12 protein-coding genes are annotated in these 13,748 nt (G+C 70.2%); 6 read left to right on the forward strand and 6 right to left on the reverse strand.

All coding sequences use genetic code 11. The features are described from left to right. Positions 1 to 23: 23 nt before the first annotated feature. Entirely contained in the window at positions 24 to 1,601 is a 1,578-nt protein-coding gene (locus ABD378_RS07215) for a carbohydrate-binding protein (protein WP_344519605.1), read from the reverse strand. Positions 1,602 to 2,020: 419 nt separating this feature from the next. On the opposite strand from ABD378_RS07215, the gene ABD378_RS07220 reads away from it, so the two are divergent. After that, positions 2,021 to 2,470: a hypothetical protein gene (locus ABD378_RS07220; RefSeq protein WP_344519606.1), complete on the forward strand. Its 450-nt coding sequence runs from the start codon at positions 2,021 to 2,023 to the stop codon at positions 2,468 to 2,470. Between the two features lie 95 nt (positions 2,471 to 2,565). On the opposite strand, the gene ABD378_RS07225 is transcribed toward ABD378_RS07220, so the two are convergent. The 4 genes from ABD378_RS07225 to ABD378_RS07240 form a co-directional block, all read right to left on the reverse strand. Continuing rightward, on the reverse strand, positions 2,566 to 3,489 hold the full coding sequence (locus tag ABD378_RS07225) for a DUF2382 domain-containing protein (protein ID WP_344519607.1): 924 nt from the start codon (positions 3,487 to 3,489) through the stop codon (positions 2,566 to 2,568). 309 nt (positions 3,490 to 3,798) lie between these two features. Continuing rightward, a complete protein-coding gene (locus ABD378_RS07230; protein WP_344519609.1) occupies positions 3,799 to 4,236 on the reverse strand; it encodes a hypothetical protein in 438 nt (145 codons plus the stop codon). 200 nt (positions 4,237 to 4,436) lie between these two features. Beyond that, positions 4,437 to 5,690, reverse strand: a complete 1,254-nt coding sequence (locus tag ABD378_RS07235; RefSeq protein WP_344519610.1) for an amidohydrolase — start codon at positions 5,688 to 5,690, stop codon at positions 4,437 to 4,439. Further along, on the reverse strand, positions 5,687 to 7,102 hold the full coding sequence (locus tag ABD378_RS07240) for an MFS transporter (RefSeq protein WP_344519611.1): 1,416 nt from the start codon (positions 7,100 to 7,102) through the stop codon (positions 5,687 to 5,689). Before ABD378_RS07240 ends, ABD378_RS07235 begins: the two co-directional genes overlap by 4 nt. Positions 7,103 to 7,335: 233 nt before the next feature. On the opposite strand from ABD378_RS07240, the gene ABD378_RS07245 reads away from it, so the two are divergent. From ABD378_RS07245 to ABD378_RS07260, 4 genes are all read left to right on the forward strand, one after another. Further along, positions 7,336 to 8,355, forward strand: a complete 1,020-nt coding sequence (locus ABD378_RS07245; protein ID WP_344519612.1) for an Lrp/AsnC family transcriptional regulator — start codon at positions 7,336 to 7,338, stop codon at positions 8,353 to 8,355. Positions 8,356 to 8,661: 306 nt separating this feature from the next. Beyond that, entirely contained in the window at positions 8,662 to 9,567 is a 906-nt protein-coding gene (locus ABD378_RS07250) for a trypsin-like peptidase domain-containing protein (protein WP_344519613.1), read from the forward strand. Continuing rightward, the gene (locus tag ABD378_RS07255; protein ID WP_344519614.1) at positions 9,560 to 10,819 is read left to right on the forward strand and encodes a serine/threonine-protein kinase; all 1,260 of its coding nucleotides are present in this window, start codon (positions 9,560 to 9,562) and stop codon (positions 10,817 to 10,819) included. The genes ABD378_RS07250 and ABD378_RS07255 overlap by 8 nt, the downstream gene beginning before the upstream one ends. A gap of 5 nt (positions 10,820 to 10,824) precedes the next feature. Further along, positions 10,825 to 11,742 (forward strand): hypothetical protein, encoded by a 918-nt coding sequence (locus ABD378_RS07260; RefSeq protein WP_344519615.1) that lies wholly within the window; start codon positions 10,825 to 10,827, stop codon positions 11,740 to 11,742. A gap of 3 nt (positions 11,743 to 11,745) precedes the next feature. Here ABD378_RS07260 and ABD378_RS07265 read toward each other — a convergent pair whose 3' ends face one another. Continuing rightward, entirely contained in the window at positions 11,746 to 12,648 is a 903-nt protein-coding gene (locus tag ABD378_RS07265) for a YihY/virulence factor BrkB family protein (RefSeq protein ID WP_344519616.1), read from the reverse strand. Between the two features lie 263 nt (positions 12,649 to 12,911). On the opposite strand from ABD378_RS07265, the gene ABD378_RS07270 reads away from it, so the two are divergent. Further along, entirely contained in the window at positions 12,912 to 13,517 is a 606-nt protein-coding gene (locus tag ABD378_RS07270; RefSeq protein ID WP_344519618.1) for a hypothetical protein, read from the forward strand. Positions 13,518 to 13,748 lie beyond the last annotated feature (231 nt).

Raw genomic sequence — 13,748 nt, forward strand, 5'->3', positions numbered from 1 at the left:
GTCGCACGCGGGGCACCGAGCGGTTACGGCGTAACCGCGTTGCCGCCGAAGGACACGACGAGACGCCCGTCGGCCGCGTAGGACCACTTCAGGGCCCCGGCGTACGAGGAGCACCGCGACCCGTTCGAACCGGACCAGAACTGGTTCGAGCTGTCGGAGTTGCCGACGATCTTGTCGTTCGTCCCGCTGCCGCTGCGGCACGAGGTGTTGTTCCGGAACACCGAAGTGCCCCCGTCGAACGAGTAGTTGCGCTCGTCGTTGTCGATGCTGACGTTGTCCGACATCGACATCGTGCCGAGGTTCCTGTTGTAGGTGAACCCGTGCTTGCCGTTGTTGTAGGCGATGTTGCGCCGGATCACGTGGTTGACCCCGATGTCCTCGCCGCCGAGCTTGTAGCCGTTGCGGTCACCGTTGCCGGCCTGGGAGCCGTCGCTGAGGGTGCCGTTGCCGAGGGCGAGGGAGTCCTCGATGGTCACCGCGCCGATGGGGCCCGTGTCCGACTTGGTGTACAGGTCCCATCCGTCGTCGATGTTGTTGTGGGCCACGGCGTGGCGGAAGACGTTCCCGGGCCCGGAGGTGAGCTTGGCGGCGAAGCCGTCGGCGTCCTCACCGTCCGAGTCGGCGTTGTCGTGCGACTCCGCGCTCAGGATGAGGTTGTTGGAGGGCCACTGGCTGCCGGGGGTGGTGGAGAGCATCCGTGAGAGCTGCAGGCCGGTGTCACGGTTGTAGCGCGTCACCGTGCGCTCGAAGATGTTGTTGCTGCCGCCGACGAAGATGCCGTTGTCACCGGCGCGCTCGACGACGATGCCCTTGACGTGCCAGTACGACCCGTTCACGGCGAGCCCGCGGTTCGACGTGTTCTCGCTCTGGGCCGAGAAGTTCAGGACCGGCGTCTCACCCGGGTAGGCGGACAGCTCGGTGCGGTCGCTCGCGGTGCCGTTGTTGCCCTGCGGGACGGTGACCGTCTGCGAGTGGCGGTAGGTCCCGCCGCGCAGGTAGATCGTTCCGCCGGGGGTGATGCGGGTGATCGCCGAGGTGAGCGTCGTCGGATCCGATTGCGTTCCGCTCGCGCCGTCGGTTCCGTTCGGGGCCACGTACAGCGCGGAGGCCGAAGGCGGCGGCGTGGTGTCGTCTCCGGCCTCGGCATCGAGATAGTCGATGTTGGGCAGGCCCGCGGAGGTGGTGGGGCTGAGGCGGATCGTGTTGCTGCCCGACTTCACCGGCACCGTGAGCGTCGTCGTCGACCATGTCTCCCACGTGCCGGTGCTCTCGAACGACGCTGAGGTGGCTGCCGAGCCGTTCACCGTGACGTCCGCGGGCCGAGCGGTGGTTGTTCCGTTGGCGAACCGGACCTTCAGTGTCGCGGTGCCCGCGGCGGAGGCGTTCACGGTGAACTGTGCGTGGGCGCCCGTCGCGTTGGTGCCGTTGCAGAACCCGCTGCCGGAGTAGCCGGCCCAGTCGGAGTCGACGGTGCCGGTGCAGACCGCCGGGGAGTTCTCGGCCTCGTAGAGGGTGGGCGCGGCCTGCGCCGCGTTGCCGGACAGCGCGACGAGCGTGCCGGCCAGTAAGCCGACGCAGGCGGTGACGGGTCTTATTCGCATCGATGGTCTCCAGATTGATTGGCCGGCCTGTTCCAGGTTCCGGGTTCTGAGTTCTGGGTACGGCGAAGCGGACTAGTTCGGCAGGATGAATGGGTAGGCAGCAATGCCTTGCATTTGCCGAGGGAAAGCGCTTGCCTTGGAAGCTATTGCCAGGCCATGAACGCGTCAATGGTCATGTACATGATTCTTATTCAGATGGCCGAACAGGTAACGGCCCCGATATCGAGGCGTGTTGCGGCACTCCGCTCGAAGCGCAACGCCGAACGGACCGGTGTGCAGCCACACGAGGGAGCCCGCAGCGAGCCTTCGTTGCCAACCCCGCCCGAACCGGCGCCTGATCAGCGCGACGCCCCCACCCGGTGGGTGGGGGCGTCGTCGTACTCGGCCCCTGGTGCGCGACTTGGCGGGACAATGGACACATGACGAAGCCTGCACCGCCCGCACCGAACGCAGAGCAGTTCCAGGTTTTCTCCGAGGCGCTCAGGCGTGCGGTGGTGACCGCCGTGCGGCGGATGTCCGACCTCCGGCACCCCGAGCTCGGTTCGTGCCACTGCCTGTGCGACACCCACCCCGAGTTCCCCGCGACGTGCCGCGGTTACGCCGAACCAGGCCTCAGCGTGGTCGCCAACTCGCCCGCCGCCGGCCAGCGGCACGTGCCGTTGTGCCGCAACTGCCACGACATCCGCATGGGTCTGGCCCCCCAACGCGACTCCGACCTGGAAGCGGTCACCGACACCTGCACCTGCCACTGCCTGGCCAACCACCCCGGGCGGCCGGGCATCTGCGAAGCCGCCTCGGAGGACGGGGTGACGGTCGACGGAAAGCCTGCCTGCCTCGAGTGCGCGGACGCGGGCCGCGGCAAGCCTTGAAGGCGCCGGACGTGGAGGTAGGGAGGGAGCACTCCCGCCGAGTGCTCCCTCCCTCCGTCCGTCAGGTGCCCTCGATCAGGGCGCACTGAGGGGCGTCAGTGACGCGGGCCCTGCTTCCGGTCGCGCCAGTCCTCGCCCTTCGCGCCGCGTTCGCCCTTCACGCCGCGCTCGCCCTTGGCGTCGTCGAACTCGATCTGCTCCTTGCGCACGGTGTCCGAGACCTCCTGGGTCTCGGTGACCTTCTCGGTCTCCAGGCGGACGCGCTCGACCGGCACGGCCTCCTTGCGGCTGACCGCCTTCTCGGCGTGCAGGGTGACCTCGGTCTGCTCCTCGCCGATGTTGGCCCGCGTGCGGTCGCCCTCGCGGATGGGCTCGCGTACGACGCGAACCTCCTCGTGGGAGACGGGGACGGAGGTCTTCACGTCTTCGGTGACGACCACCTTGCGCAGTCGAGCCTGCCCGACCTCTTGCTCTTCCGTCCCGACACGCAGCCGCTCCTCCGAGCGGATCATCTCGTCCGTCTTGCCGTCGTCGCCCGCGGCGGAGCGCGTCGCGAACTCACGCGCGCCCGCGTTGCGTCCGCGGCCCTCGCCGGCGCCCATACCCATACCGGCGCCCGCTCCGGCTCCGGCCATGCCCGCGGCACCGGCGCGGTCGCGACCACCTGCCGTCGGTGCGGAGCGGGGCGTGCCACCGGTCCGGGTGAGTCCGTAGTGGGTGTAGAGGTCCTGCTCCTGGCCCGGCTCGAGGTGCTGGTCGGCGTCCACGCGCGGGGCTTCCTTGACGGCCTCCTTCGTGGCCGTCACGTGCAGCTCGTCCTGCTGGCGGCGGGCTCCGGCGAGCGGGACGAAGCTCTGCTTCATGCCGAAGAGACCGGTCTTGACGGTCACCCACTCGGGACGCCCAGTTCGGTCGTCGAGATAAACCTGCTCGACGCTGCCGATCTTCTCGCCGGTCCGGTCGTAGGCCGTCAGGCCCGCGAGCCCGTCGGCGCTGGTGAAGGCCTCGCCCTGAGTCATGGGTGATCACTCCCTCGCAGCGCGCGACGGGCAGAATCGAATCTCGCCACGGACGTCGCACGCGTCCCCTCCATCGCGCGCCCGACCGGTGCGGGACGCAACCAGGAGAGTCACTGAGCGTGCGCGGACAGTTCGATGAAAGCGCTTCGGAGGGTTGTTTGCGGCGATCGGGCCGATCTGGCCCACCGTCCGCTCGATTAGCCCATACGGGTGAGGGTCTGGCCGGGGGTCCGGCCGGTCCCGTCAGGGGCCGCGGAGCACTCGCGGTTGAGCTCTTGCAGCTGCCCAGCTGCCTAGCTGCCTAGCTGCCTAGGGGAGGGCTGCCCGCACCAGGACCTGTTCCGTTTCCGACGGGAAGAAGTTGGTGATCCCCTGCATCAGACGCAACGCCATGGTCACGCGCTGGGGGAGTGGCCTGGGCAGCCCCGCTGGAGTGAGGGCTGCCCCGCAGGGCTGGGTCCGTGCTCGGTCGAGTTCGTGCTGGGCGCGCTGGTCCTCGCCGTTGCGGATGTGGACGAGAGCGCGCCGCACACTCCCTGATGCCTGTTCCGAGACGCTCAGGAGCGCGGTGATGCCGGACGCGGTGGGGTCTGCGGTCGGCCGGGTCACGGCGGGTGCGGGTGCGGGTGAGGGGCCGGGTGCGGGTCCGGCGACGGCGCACTCGCGGGCAGCCAGCCGAAGGTGGGTGCTTGCCTGGTCCAGGATTTTGACGATCGCACACAACCGTCCCGTGTCGAACGAGGCCATGGGATGACTCCTCTTCGATGCCGCAGGGGCGAACACGCGCACGAGCAGTTTGTCCTTCAGGCGTATCACCGGTGGGTGCCTGACACGAGCCCCCGCGGGGGGAGCGCACGCGGCGCGCAGGGAAGGGCGCACGCGGGCACATCGGCCAGGATTTCCGCCGGGGGCGCACAACTCGGGTCCGGCTTGGCTGCCGTCGACCGCTACCCCTTGCTGCTCCGTCGGGAGACCCCGGCCAGCAGTCTGCGCCGTTGCTCGGCCGAAGTGGCGAGGTCGGCGCCCACGAGGGCGAGGGCCGTCGCGCCGTCGAGCACCGCGCGGTCCGCGCCGGGGCTCTTGCCGTGGGCCGTGAACTCGGGGGTGTGCTGGTGGGCGCCCCCGGTGTCGTATCCGATGGTCGGGTGGATGGTGGGCACGAGCCGCGAGACGTTGCCCATGTCCGTCGAGGCCAGGGTCTCGCCCTGGCGTGAGGTGACCGTGCGGCCGAGGCTGTGGGCCGCTCTGACGTACGCCTCAGTCAGGTACGGATCCTGACGCAGCTCGGCGAAGTCCCGGCCGTGGACGCGTAGTTCGAGACCGGCGCCGGTGGCGAGGGCGCCCGCTTCGAAGCACGCCCGCACCCGCCCGCGTACCTCGGAGAGCAGTTCCAGGGAAGGCGCCCTGATCTCGTAACGGGCGGCGGTCCGCGCGGGGATGACGTTCACGGCCTGGCCGCCGTCCGTGACGATGCCGTGCACCAGTGTGCCGGGCGGCAGTTGCTGGCGCAGCAGTCCGATCGCGGTGTGCGCGAGGGCCATCGCGTCGAGGGCGTTGACCCCTTCCCACGGGGCGATGGCAGCGTGCGATGCCGTTCCCGTGTACGTGATGTCCCAGGCGCCGATGGCAAGCGAGGAGGCGCCGACGGTGTCGTCAGGGGCGGCGTGCACCATCATCGCCGCGGCGACGTCGTCGAAGACCCCGGCTTCCAGGAGCAGGACCTTGCCGCCGACGTCCTCCTCGGCCGGGGTGCCGATCAGCTTGACGGTCAGGCCGAGTTCGTCCGCGACGGCCGCCAGGCCCAGGGCGGCGCCGACCGCCGCCGCGCCGTTGACGTTGTGCCCGCAGGCGTGCCCGATGCCGGGCAGCGCGTCGTACTCGGCGCAGAACCCGAGCACCAGTTCTCCGCTGCCGTAGGTGGCGACCAGCGCGGTGGGCAGTCCGCCCACGCCCCGGGCCACCTGGAACCCGGCCTCCGCGAGCAGGTCCGCGATTTTCGCGGCCGAGCGGTGTTCCTGGAGCGCGGTCTCGGGCTCGTCGTGCAGGCTGTGGCTCAGGCCGACGAGGCGTTCGCTCCAGGCGCGTACGGCCGAAGTCGCCGTGTCACGGACCTTGTCGAGATTCCGCCGGGTGTCCGTGTCCGTCACGTCCGTCACGTCCTTCACATCAGTCATGTCCGTCACGGCTGTCACATTCGTCATGCCAGTCCTCCGTTCTCCGCCACGCGTTCGGACGGACGTACTGCCCGGTTGCCTGCCGCGTCTGCTGCTCCTGCCGCTCCTGCCGTCCCAGGTCCGCGATAGCGCAGGGCGAGGAGCGAGCCCGCGGCGGCGACCGCCGCGCACGCGCCCCAGCCCCACAGATAGCCGGACATCCCGATGTGCCCGGTGCCGCGCACCGCGTGCGCGGTGAAGAACGCGCCGATCACGGCGGCGCCGATGGCCGCGCCGAGCGACAGGGCCAGTTCGTTGAGGCCGACGGCGAGCGCGGTCTCGTGGTCCGCGACGACCTCGGCGGACAGCGTGCGCGTGATCGACTCGAAGAGCCCGGTGGCGAATCCGACGACGAGCGCGGCGGCCAGATACTGCGTGAGTGTGTCGTGGAAGAGCGCCATCCCCACGAAGCCGAGCGCGATGAGGCCGCCCCCGGCGGCGAGCACCGCACGGTCGCCCACGCGGCGCGCCAGCCGTGGTGTCAGCGTGGAGCCCGCGAACCCGGCGATGACCATGGCGAGTGAGACGGTGGCGATCGTCCGCGGCCCCATGCCCATGCCGTAACCCGTTTCGGCCGGAGATGCGCCCAGGAAAAGGGCGTTGGCGCCGAGGAAGCCGATCGTGCCGAAGGCGGCGCAGAAGGTGTGGCCGCTGACCACCGCGAGCCGCGGATTGCGCAGCATCCGCACGCTCACCAGGGGATGTGTGGACCGCCGCTCGACGGCCACCCAGGCGGCCAGCAGGACGACGGCCGCCGCCGCGAGGCCGAGCGTCAGGGGCGCGGCCCACCCCCAGGAGCTGCCCTGCGCCAGGACAAGGACGAGCGCGATGAGCCCGCCGGTCAGCAGGACGGCAGCCCCGTAGTGGAAGCGCCCGCCGCGCGGCACGTCGCTGTCGGGCAGCGCGGCCCCGGCGAGCAGGGCGAGCACCGCGATGGGCACGGCCGTCCACAGCCCCGCCGCCGCGTGCCGCTCGCTGAGCGCGCCCGCGACGAGACCGCCCACCCCGATGGAGATCAGCAGCACGCCGACGAGGAGGGAGATCCCGGTGCGGTTCCGCTCCGGCGCCCGGGAGCGCAGGATCCCGACGAGCAGCGGGAAGAAGCCGACCAGCGCGCCTTGCAGCACCACCCCGACGGCGAGCGTGACCGCCGTAGGCCATGCGGCCATCAGCAGGGAGCCGCCCGCGACCATCGCGAGTGCCACGCGGAGCATCCTGCGGTGTCCGTAGAGGTCGCCGAGGCGGGACAGCAGCGGCGTCAGTACGGCGAAGGCCAGTTGGGAGAGCAGATAGATGTTGTTCTGGCCGACGCCGCCGATGTGCAGCTGACGGCCGAGTTCGGGCAGCAAGGGCGTGAGGTAGCCCTGCACGATGCCGCTGAACAGCACGACGACGGCCATGGCCGGGAGCATCCCGGAGCCTGAACCCGCTGCTCGTGGCCACAGTTCCGATGTGCGCGTGGACAAAGACTCACCTCATCTGGTGGCCGGGGACCGGAAGTGGTGGCTACTGTGCGGGCCATGGTGCGAGTGGCCGTGCATATCGAAGGATTCGTACGCACGAAGCGCATCGGATGCGCGAAACGGTCACGTGATGTGCCCGAGCGGTGCGGCAAGAACGGTGGGCGAGAGTGATGGGCCAAGAGACGACGGCCAGTGAGCTGGACCTCGCCCTGGTGAACGCCCTGCAACTGCGCCCTCGCGCCCCCTGGTCCGAGCTGGCCCCCTTGCTCGGCGTCACGGCGAGCACCCTGGCACGCCGCTGGGAGCGGCTGTGCGGCGCCGGGCTCGCCTGGGTGTACGCCGTGCCGGGCCGGGAGTTCACGCGCAGCCGGTGCACCGCCTTCGTACTGCTGCGCTGCGCCCCGGGCGCGCGGTCACGGCTGATCGCCGAGCTCAGCGCGTCCACGGAGGCCGCCACGATCGAGGTGACCGCGCCCGGCAGCGCCGACCTGTTCCTCGATGTGCTCGCCCCGGACCTCGCCTCGCTCGGCCGCTTCGTGACCGAGACGCTGGACGGGCTGCCCGGCATCACCTCGGTGCGCTGCCTCTTCGCCACGTCGCTGTACGTCGAGGGGAGCCGCTGGCGGCTGCGTTCCCTGGACCCCGCCCAGCTCTCCGCGCTGGGCAACTCCACCGCGGGGGCGGCCGATCAGATCCGTGTGCTCGACCTCGACGCCGTCGACCGGGCCCTGCTCGACGCACTGGTCCGTGACGGCCGCCTGGCCCTGGCCGAACTCGCCGACCGCACCGACACCAGCCCCGCCACCGTCCGCCGCAGGCTGCGCCGCCTGACGGACGCGGGCGTGCTGGGTTTCCGCTGCGACCTCGCCGCACCGCTGGCCGGGCACCCGGTGCCGGTGACCCTCCTCGCCCAGGTCCCGGCGCGCGACATGGGCGCCGTCCACCGCACGCTCGCCGCGCTCCCCGAATGCCGCCTGGTCGCGGGCGTCACGGGCCCCGCCAACGTCCTGGCCACCCTCTGGGTGCGCGACATCGCGGACATCCAGCGCCGCGAGACGGCCCTCTGCGCGCGCCTGCCCTCGCTCACCGTCACCGACCGCATCGTCGGCCTGCGCACGGTCAAGCGCATGGGTCATCTCCTGGACGGCGACGGCCGCCGCACGGGCATGGAGCCGATCGCGCCCTGGTAGAGGCGTCCGGTGACCGGCCGAACCCCTGTCGGCGTCCAGCGGTTTGTGAGAACACCACACGGAAGTGGTGGAAATTGTGCGTCGGACCAGTAACTCCCGCATAGTGAAGGGCAGTTGATGTGCCCGATGGGAGGGTGTCGACGGTGTCATCCGGAGCAGGGGGATCTGAGTGACCGGCGCAGGGGAATACGTGGAGGGGGGCCGTGCGGCCGAGATGATCTGTCCCTTCCAGGGCTGCCGGTAGGCGTCGCTGTGGACGCCATCGGAAGGCTGGTACGTGACGGTGTTCCCGTCGGGACCGCATTCGTGGTCACCGCTGACGGTCTCGCCGCCACCGCCGCTCATGTCATCGGCGCGCACGCGGACGCGGATTGGACGTTCGTGCCGCTCACCATGCCCGGCCGGCCACTGCCGGTCGAGACATTGCCGCTCGTCGACGAGGCGGCCGACGTGGCGCTCCTGCAGATCGGCGGGGCCGTCGACTGGCAGCCGATGACTCTGGCCCCGCACGGCAACGCCACGCCGGGTGCCTCTGTTCACCTGCGCGGATTCGCCGAGTCGCGCGACTACGACGCCGGGGTGGGCAGCTACGTGGGCGAGACGTCGCAGGACGGCCGGGCCTGGGTGAAGATCAGCTGCCGGCACGCTCAGCACGGCATGAGCGGTGCTCCTGTGCTCCTCACCGGAACGGGCTGCGTCATCGGCGTCGTGTCCTTGCGCCTCAACGCCGCACGCTGGAACCGGGATTCCGTGCTGCTTGCCCCGGTCGAGCAGCTCGTCGCGCTCGCACCCGACCGCCTCCGCCTCGTCCCGCCGGTCCACCGCTTCGTGGACGGAACCCTGCGGCTGTCGTGGATACGGGGAGACGCCAAGGAACCCGTCCTGGAGACCGACGACTTCCATGTCTCGCTCGGTCGCAACGCGGCGAATCGCGTGTACCTGCCGGACCCCCGCGACAGCCGCTTCCACGGCCACCTGTCCTTGGTCGGCACGGCGCTCGTCTACCGGCACTTGGGGCCTCATCCCGCGTATCTGGACGGCGCCACACGGCAGTTGAGGATCGGCAAGGGGGAGTCCTGCACGGTCGGCGACAAGGACCGGCTGCGGGTCGCGAGCGGAACGATGCTGGTCGAATTCTCCGCCCCTGATCTTTACGACCCCAATGCGAGGCCGACGGAGTCGGAGGACGAGGAGTTGACGAGGGGTGGATGACCGGACGGCGGACGAGCCGACAGCCGAGGGGCCGTGCGACCCGCCCCCACCGTTCGAGGGCGCGCCCGCAGCCGTGGGCGCGGTGCTCGACGGACGCTGGTCGGTGGCGGAGATCCGGCGCGGCGGGCAGGCGTGGGTCCTGATCGCCGACGACGTCGAGCGGGGCGTCCGCCGGGCGATCAAGACCCCGCTGTCCCGCGCGCTCGCGGGAGACGCCGAACTCGCCGTGCTGCTCGGGCTCGCACCGCATCCGCACGTCGTCACGACGTTCGAAGAGATCGCGATCGGTGACTCGCCCGGCATCGTCCTCGAATACGTGCCCTCGACACTGGCCGAGTTCCTCAGGGAGCGACGCGGGACGACCGACCACGACACCCTCACGACGCACACGCACACGCACACGCACACCCACACGCCCCCGCCCGTACCCGACGACCTGGCCGACGTCCTGCAGCAGGTGTGCGAGGGCATGGCTCATCTGTCCCGCACCACCGAGATGGCCCACCTCGACCTCAAGCCGTCGAACGTGCTCCTCGACGGTGCGGGCCACGCCAAGGTCGCCGACTTCGGTCTGGCCCAGCAGGTGCGCATCCGCGACGGACGCTTCCCTTCCGCGCGCGGCGGCACCTGGGCCTATGCCGCACCTGAAGTGCTCCGGCAAGAGCCGTGCGACATCCGGGCCGACATCTTCTCCTTCGGCGTGCTCCTGTACGAAGCGTGCACAGGGCGGCTGCCGTACCCCTTCCGTCCGGCACCGACCCCGGCCGAGCAGCGCGCGCAACTGCTGGAGTACTACGAGACCTCCGGGCCCAGGAGTCGTACCCAGGAGCTGTACTACGGCTCACTCACGCCGACCGAGTATCCGCTCGCCCCGCCGAGCTCCGACATCGGCATGGTCATTTCCAGCTGCCTGATGCAGCACATGGACGAACGCCCGGCGTCGTTCGCGAGCCTGGCCACCATGCTCTCGAGGGGCTTGCGGAGACCGCCGGTACAAGGCACGGACACTTCGGCCACTTCGCTGCCCGAGATCGACTGGCAGCACAGGGAACTGACGCTGTCGCAGGTACTGATCCGGCTTGGCAGATTCGACGAGGCGGTGAACCGTCTGAACCGGCTGCTGGCGGCCACATCGCTCCCGGGGGACCTGGTGGCGGCGGCATGCCGGGCGGCCCAGGAGGCCTTGACGGCAACGGGCCGTCACGCCGAAGCGGCCGCGATGGGAGAAGGATGTTTGGGAGAAGGATGTTGACGGGCATGCGGAGATTCGACCTGCCGGCGGATTGGAATCACGACCGGGCGCTGGAACGACGAGTGGAAGAGCTGCTGTACGCCGACCGGCATCGCTCCGCCCTGGACGAAGTCCTGCGGCACCTGCGCCGGAATCCCGAGAGCACGAGCGGTCTCTTCGCCGCGCAGCTGACGCTGATGCAGAGCCGCACGGCCCGGCTGACCTCCCCCGAACCCGTGACGGAACAGCAGACGTCGAGCGCGCTGCTCGCGCCGGTCATGACCGAGTGCTCGGGCTGTCGCGGTGTGTGGTGCTCGAACCACCCGCTCCTGCTCCATGGCCCAGCGGCCACGCTCGACGTGATGAATCCGCTCGGCCTGCAGTGCCCGTCCTGCCGGTACACCCTCTGCCGGGAGTGCCGGAACCAGCGGCCCAAGTCGTACACCGACCCGGTCGACATGGCGGAGATCGTCTCGCAGCCCTGCCCGGCCTCCGGTTGTGACGGCGTACTGACGACCCCGGTGCTTCCGACCGGACGTCATGACGTCGTGCCGACGGACCCCGAAAGCATCGAGGGCGTTGTCGTCGCCCGCGACGGCCGCATTCCTCCCACGATGGAGGAAGCACTCCGGGTCGTGACCAAATTCGTCCCGTTCACGGCTGACGACGCCCCTCTCGTCCACCGCCGCCCCAGCGTTCCCGGCCTGATGGGCGACGCGTCCACCCGGGAGGAACTGGCATCGTCGCTCGTCCGTGATCTGGAGCGCCAGGCCGCCTTCGTGTCCGGGGCGTGGGCACGCTCCCGTCGCCTGTTCATCCTGGCGGGCGCGGCGATCGACACCGACTACTTGATCATCGTCGTACGGAGAGTGAACTGGATGCGGCCCGGGGGCCTGATGGAGTCCCTGACGGCGGCGAGGCGCGCGGGGCGCATCGGCAGGTGAGTCTCAGGACCTGGGTACGGCGACCGGGCCGCGGGTCATCTCCACCGTGAACTGCGCTCCGGCCAGCAGCGCCAGGTTGGACACCCAGAGCCACACCAGGAAGACGACCACGCCCGCCAGCGAGCCGTAGAGCTTGCCGTAGGTGCCGAACCCCGAGGCGTACAAGGTGAACAGGCCCGATGACAGGAGCCACAGCAGCGCGGCCAGCAGTCCGCCCGGCAAGCTGCGGCGCCAACCGCGCTCCGCGGGCGGTGCGTTACGGAAGAGGACGAGGACGAGCAGGACCACCAGACAGACCAGAGCGGGCCACCTCATGACACTCCAGACGGTCTGCCCCGCGTCGCCGACACCGGCGCGCCGCCCGACGGCCTGGACGAGCGAGCCGCTCAGGACGAGCACGAGCGCGCTGGCGGCCAGCAGCGCGAGCAGCGCGAGGGCGGTCATGAGCACACGGTGCGCCTTGCGCCACACGGGACGGGTGTCCTTCACGCCGTGCATGGCGTGCAGCGCCCGCCGGAAGACCGCCGCGTAACTGGAGGCGGACCACAGCGCGCTGACACCCCCGGCGATCACCACGGTCACGGCGGCGGAGCGCGCGCCGGCCATCTCGGTGAGTGCCTCGTTCAAGGCGCTGCCCGACTGCGCGGGAGCCCAGTCGGTGACCTCGGTGATGAGTGACTGCGTCGTGTCGGGACTGACCAGACTGATCAGGCTGACCGTGACCAGGAGTGCGGGCAGCAGGGCGAGAATCGCGTAGTACGTCAACGCCGCGGCCCAGTCCGACACGTCGTCGTTCCACATCGCCGCCGGCGTACGGCGCAGTGCGGCGCCCCGTCGAGCCCACGTGCCGGATCCGTCCGGCTCGCGGGCAGACGCCGCGTGCGCAGGCGTCGCGGAACTGTCCATGGGCTACTCCTCATTGTCTGTCGAACGCGGCATACCGCGCCGCCTTCCCCGCTCCACCCTTGCCCCCGCTCGCCGACCGCAGTCGCCCGGGGTGCTGGGCCCTGTGCGGGTGCCGGAGCGTGGCACCGTCGCGCACCGAGCAGTGGACGTTACCGTTCGGTGACTTCGCGGACAGGGCTGTGACGTGAGCGGGGGCAACGGGTGCGGGGTGTCGCGGGTCGTACGTGGCGTTGGAGTCGTTCGAGAACGGGGAGTTGACGATCATGAGCGTTCGTATGAGCCGAGGGTTGTGTGCGCTGGGGGCAGCGGTGGCCATGGCGGGTGTTGGTGCCGGTGCGGTTCCGGCGGCCGCCGCCGACTCGCCTCGGTTCCTGGCACCGTCCGAACTGCCGCCGCACGCGTCGTCGGCGTGGACTGCCGGCCCGGTGACCGCCGGGCAGCCCGACCCGCTGCCGATGTGTGTGGGGGAGGCCCTGCCGTCGATCTCCGTGCACCGTGCCTACCGCACGGACTACGACACCGGCGCCCTCCAGGTGACGGTGGTCGAGCGCAGCGAGCAGCGTGCCAAGGACTTCGCGGCCCTGATGCGCAAGGACCTCGCCGGCTGCGCGAAGAAGCTGATGCAGCAGGATCCCGAGATCACCGCGACGCAGAAGTACTACGGAAAGCTGAACGTCGAGGAAGGCGCCCACGTCTATGGCATCCACACCGAGGCCACGTGGGGAGCCTCGGACATCAACCTGTTCTCGGTCGGCCGGGACGGCAACACCGTGACACTCGTCCAGTGGGGGCAGATGGGCAACTTCGCCCACGCGCAGGTGGCCGACTTCAAGTCCACGACCATCAAGGCCGTCAAGAAGCTCTACTGACGGCGATCGGCCGCCGTCCACGGCGCAGGTGATCGAAAGCAGGCCAGAGGCCACCCCGCGAAGGAGCGGGGTGGCCTCTTCTCGTTGCGCCCGCCGAGAGGAGGCGTGGTGCGACTTGCTTGCCGTGAAGGTCGGTTATGGGGCCGCTATTTCCAGCCAGACTAAGGTTAGGCTAACCTTCACGCTCGTGAGATCCAGTGAACGCGCAGGTAGCGCCACACGTCCGCGCGG

The organism is Streptomyces rectiviolaceus, from assembly GCF_039533825.1.
GTDB lineage: Bacteria > Actinomycetota > Actinomycetes > Streptomycetales > Streptomycetaceae > Streptomyces > Streptomyces rectiviolaceus.

What these genes read in the sequence shown, in the direction of transcription:
- ABD378_RS07220 (WP_344519606.1), top strand. Translation starts at nt 2,021, where the DNA reads ATGACGAAGCCTGCACCGCCCGCACCGAACGCAGAGCAGTTCCAGGTT.
- ABD378_RS07260 (WP_344519615.1), top strand. Translation starts at nt 10,825, where the DNA reads ATGCGGAGATTCGACCTGCCGGCGGATTGGAATCACGACCGGGCGCTG.
- ABD378_RS07245 (WP_344519612.1), top strand. Translation starts at nt 7,336, where the DNA reads ATGGGCCAAGAGACGACGGCCAGTGAGCTGGACCTCGCCCTGGTGAAC.
- ABD378_RS07270 (WP_344519618.1), top strand. Translation starts at nt 12,912, where the DNA reads ATGAGCGTTCGTATGAGCCGAGGGTTGTGTGCGCTGGGGGCAGCGGTG.
- ABD378_RS07215 (WP_344519605.1), bottom strand. Translation starts at nt 1,601, where the DNA reads ATGCGAATAAGACCCGTCACCGCCTGCGTCGGCTTACTGGCCGGCACG.
- ABD378_RS07240 (WP_344519611.1), bottom strand. Translation starts at nt 7,102, where the DNA reads ATGGCCGTCGTCGTGCTGTTCAGCGGCATCGTGCAGGGCTACCTCACG.
- ABD378_RS07235 (WP_344519610.1), bottom strand. Translation starts at nt 5,690, where the DNA reads ATGACGAATGTGACAGCCGTGACGGACATGACTGATGTGAAGGACGTG.
- ABD378_RS07230 (WP_344519609.1), bottom strand. Translation starts at nt 4,236, where the DNA reads ATGGCCTCGTTCGACACGGGACGGTTGTGTGCGATCGTCAAAATCCTG.
- ABD378_RS07225 (WP_344519607.1), bottom strand. Translation starts at nt 3,489, where the DNA reads ATGACTCAGGGCGAGGCCTTCACCAGCGCCGACGGGCTCGCGGGCCTG.
- ABD378_RS07265 (WP_344519616.1), bottom strand. Translation starts at nt 12,648, where the DNA reads ATGGACAGTTCCGCGACGCCTGCGCACGCGGCGTCTGCCCGCGAGCCG.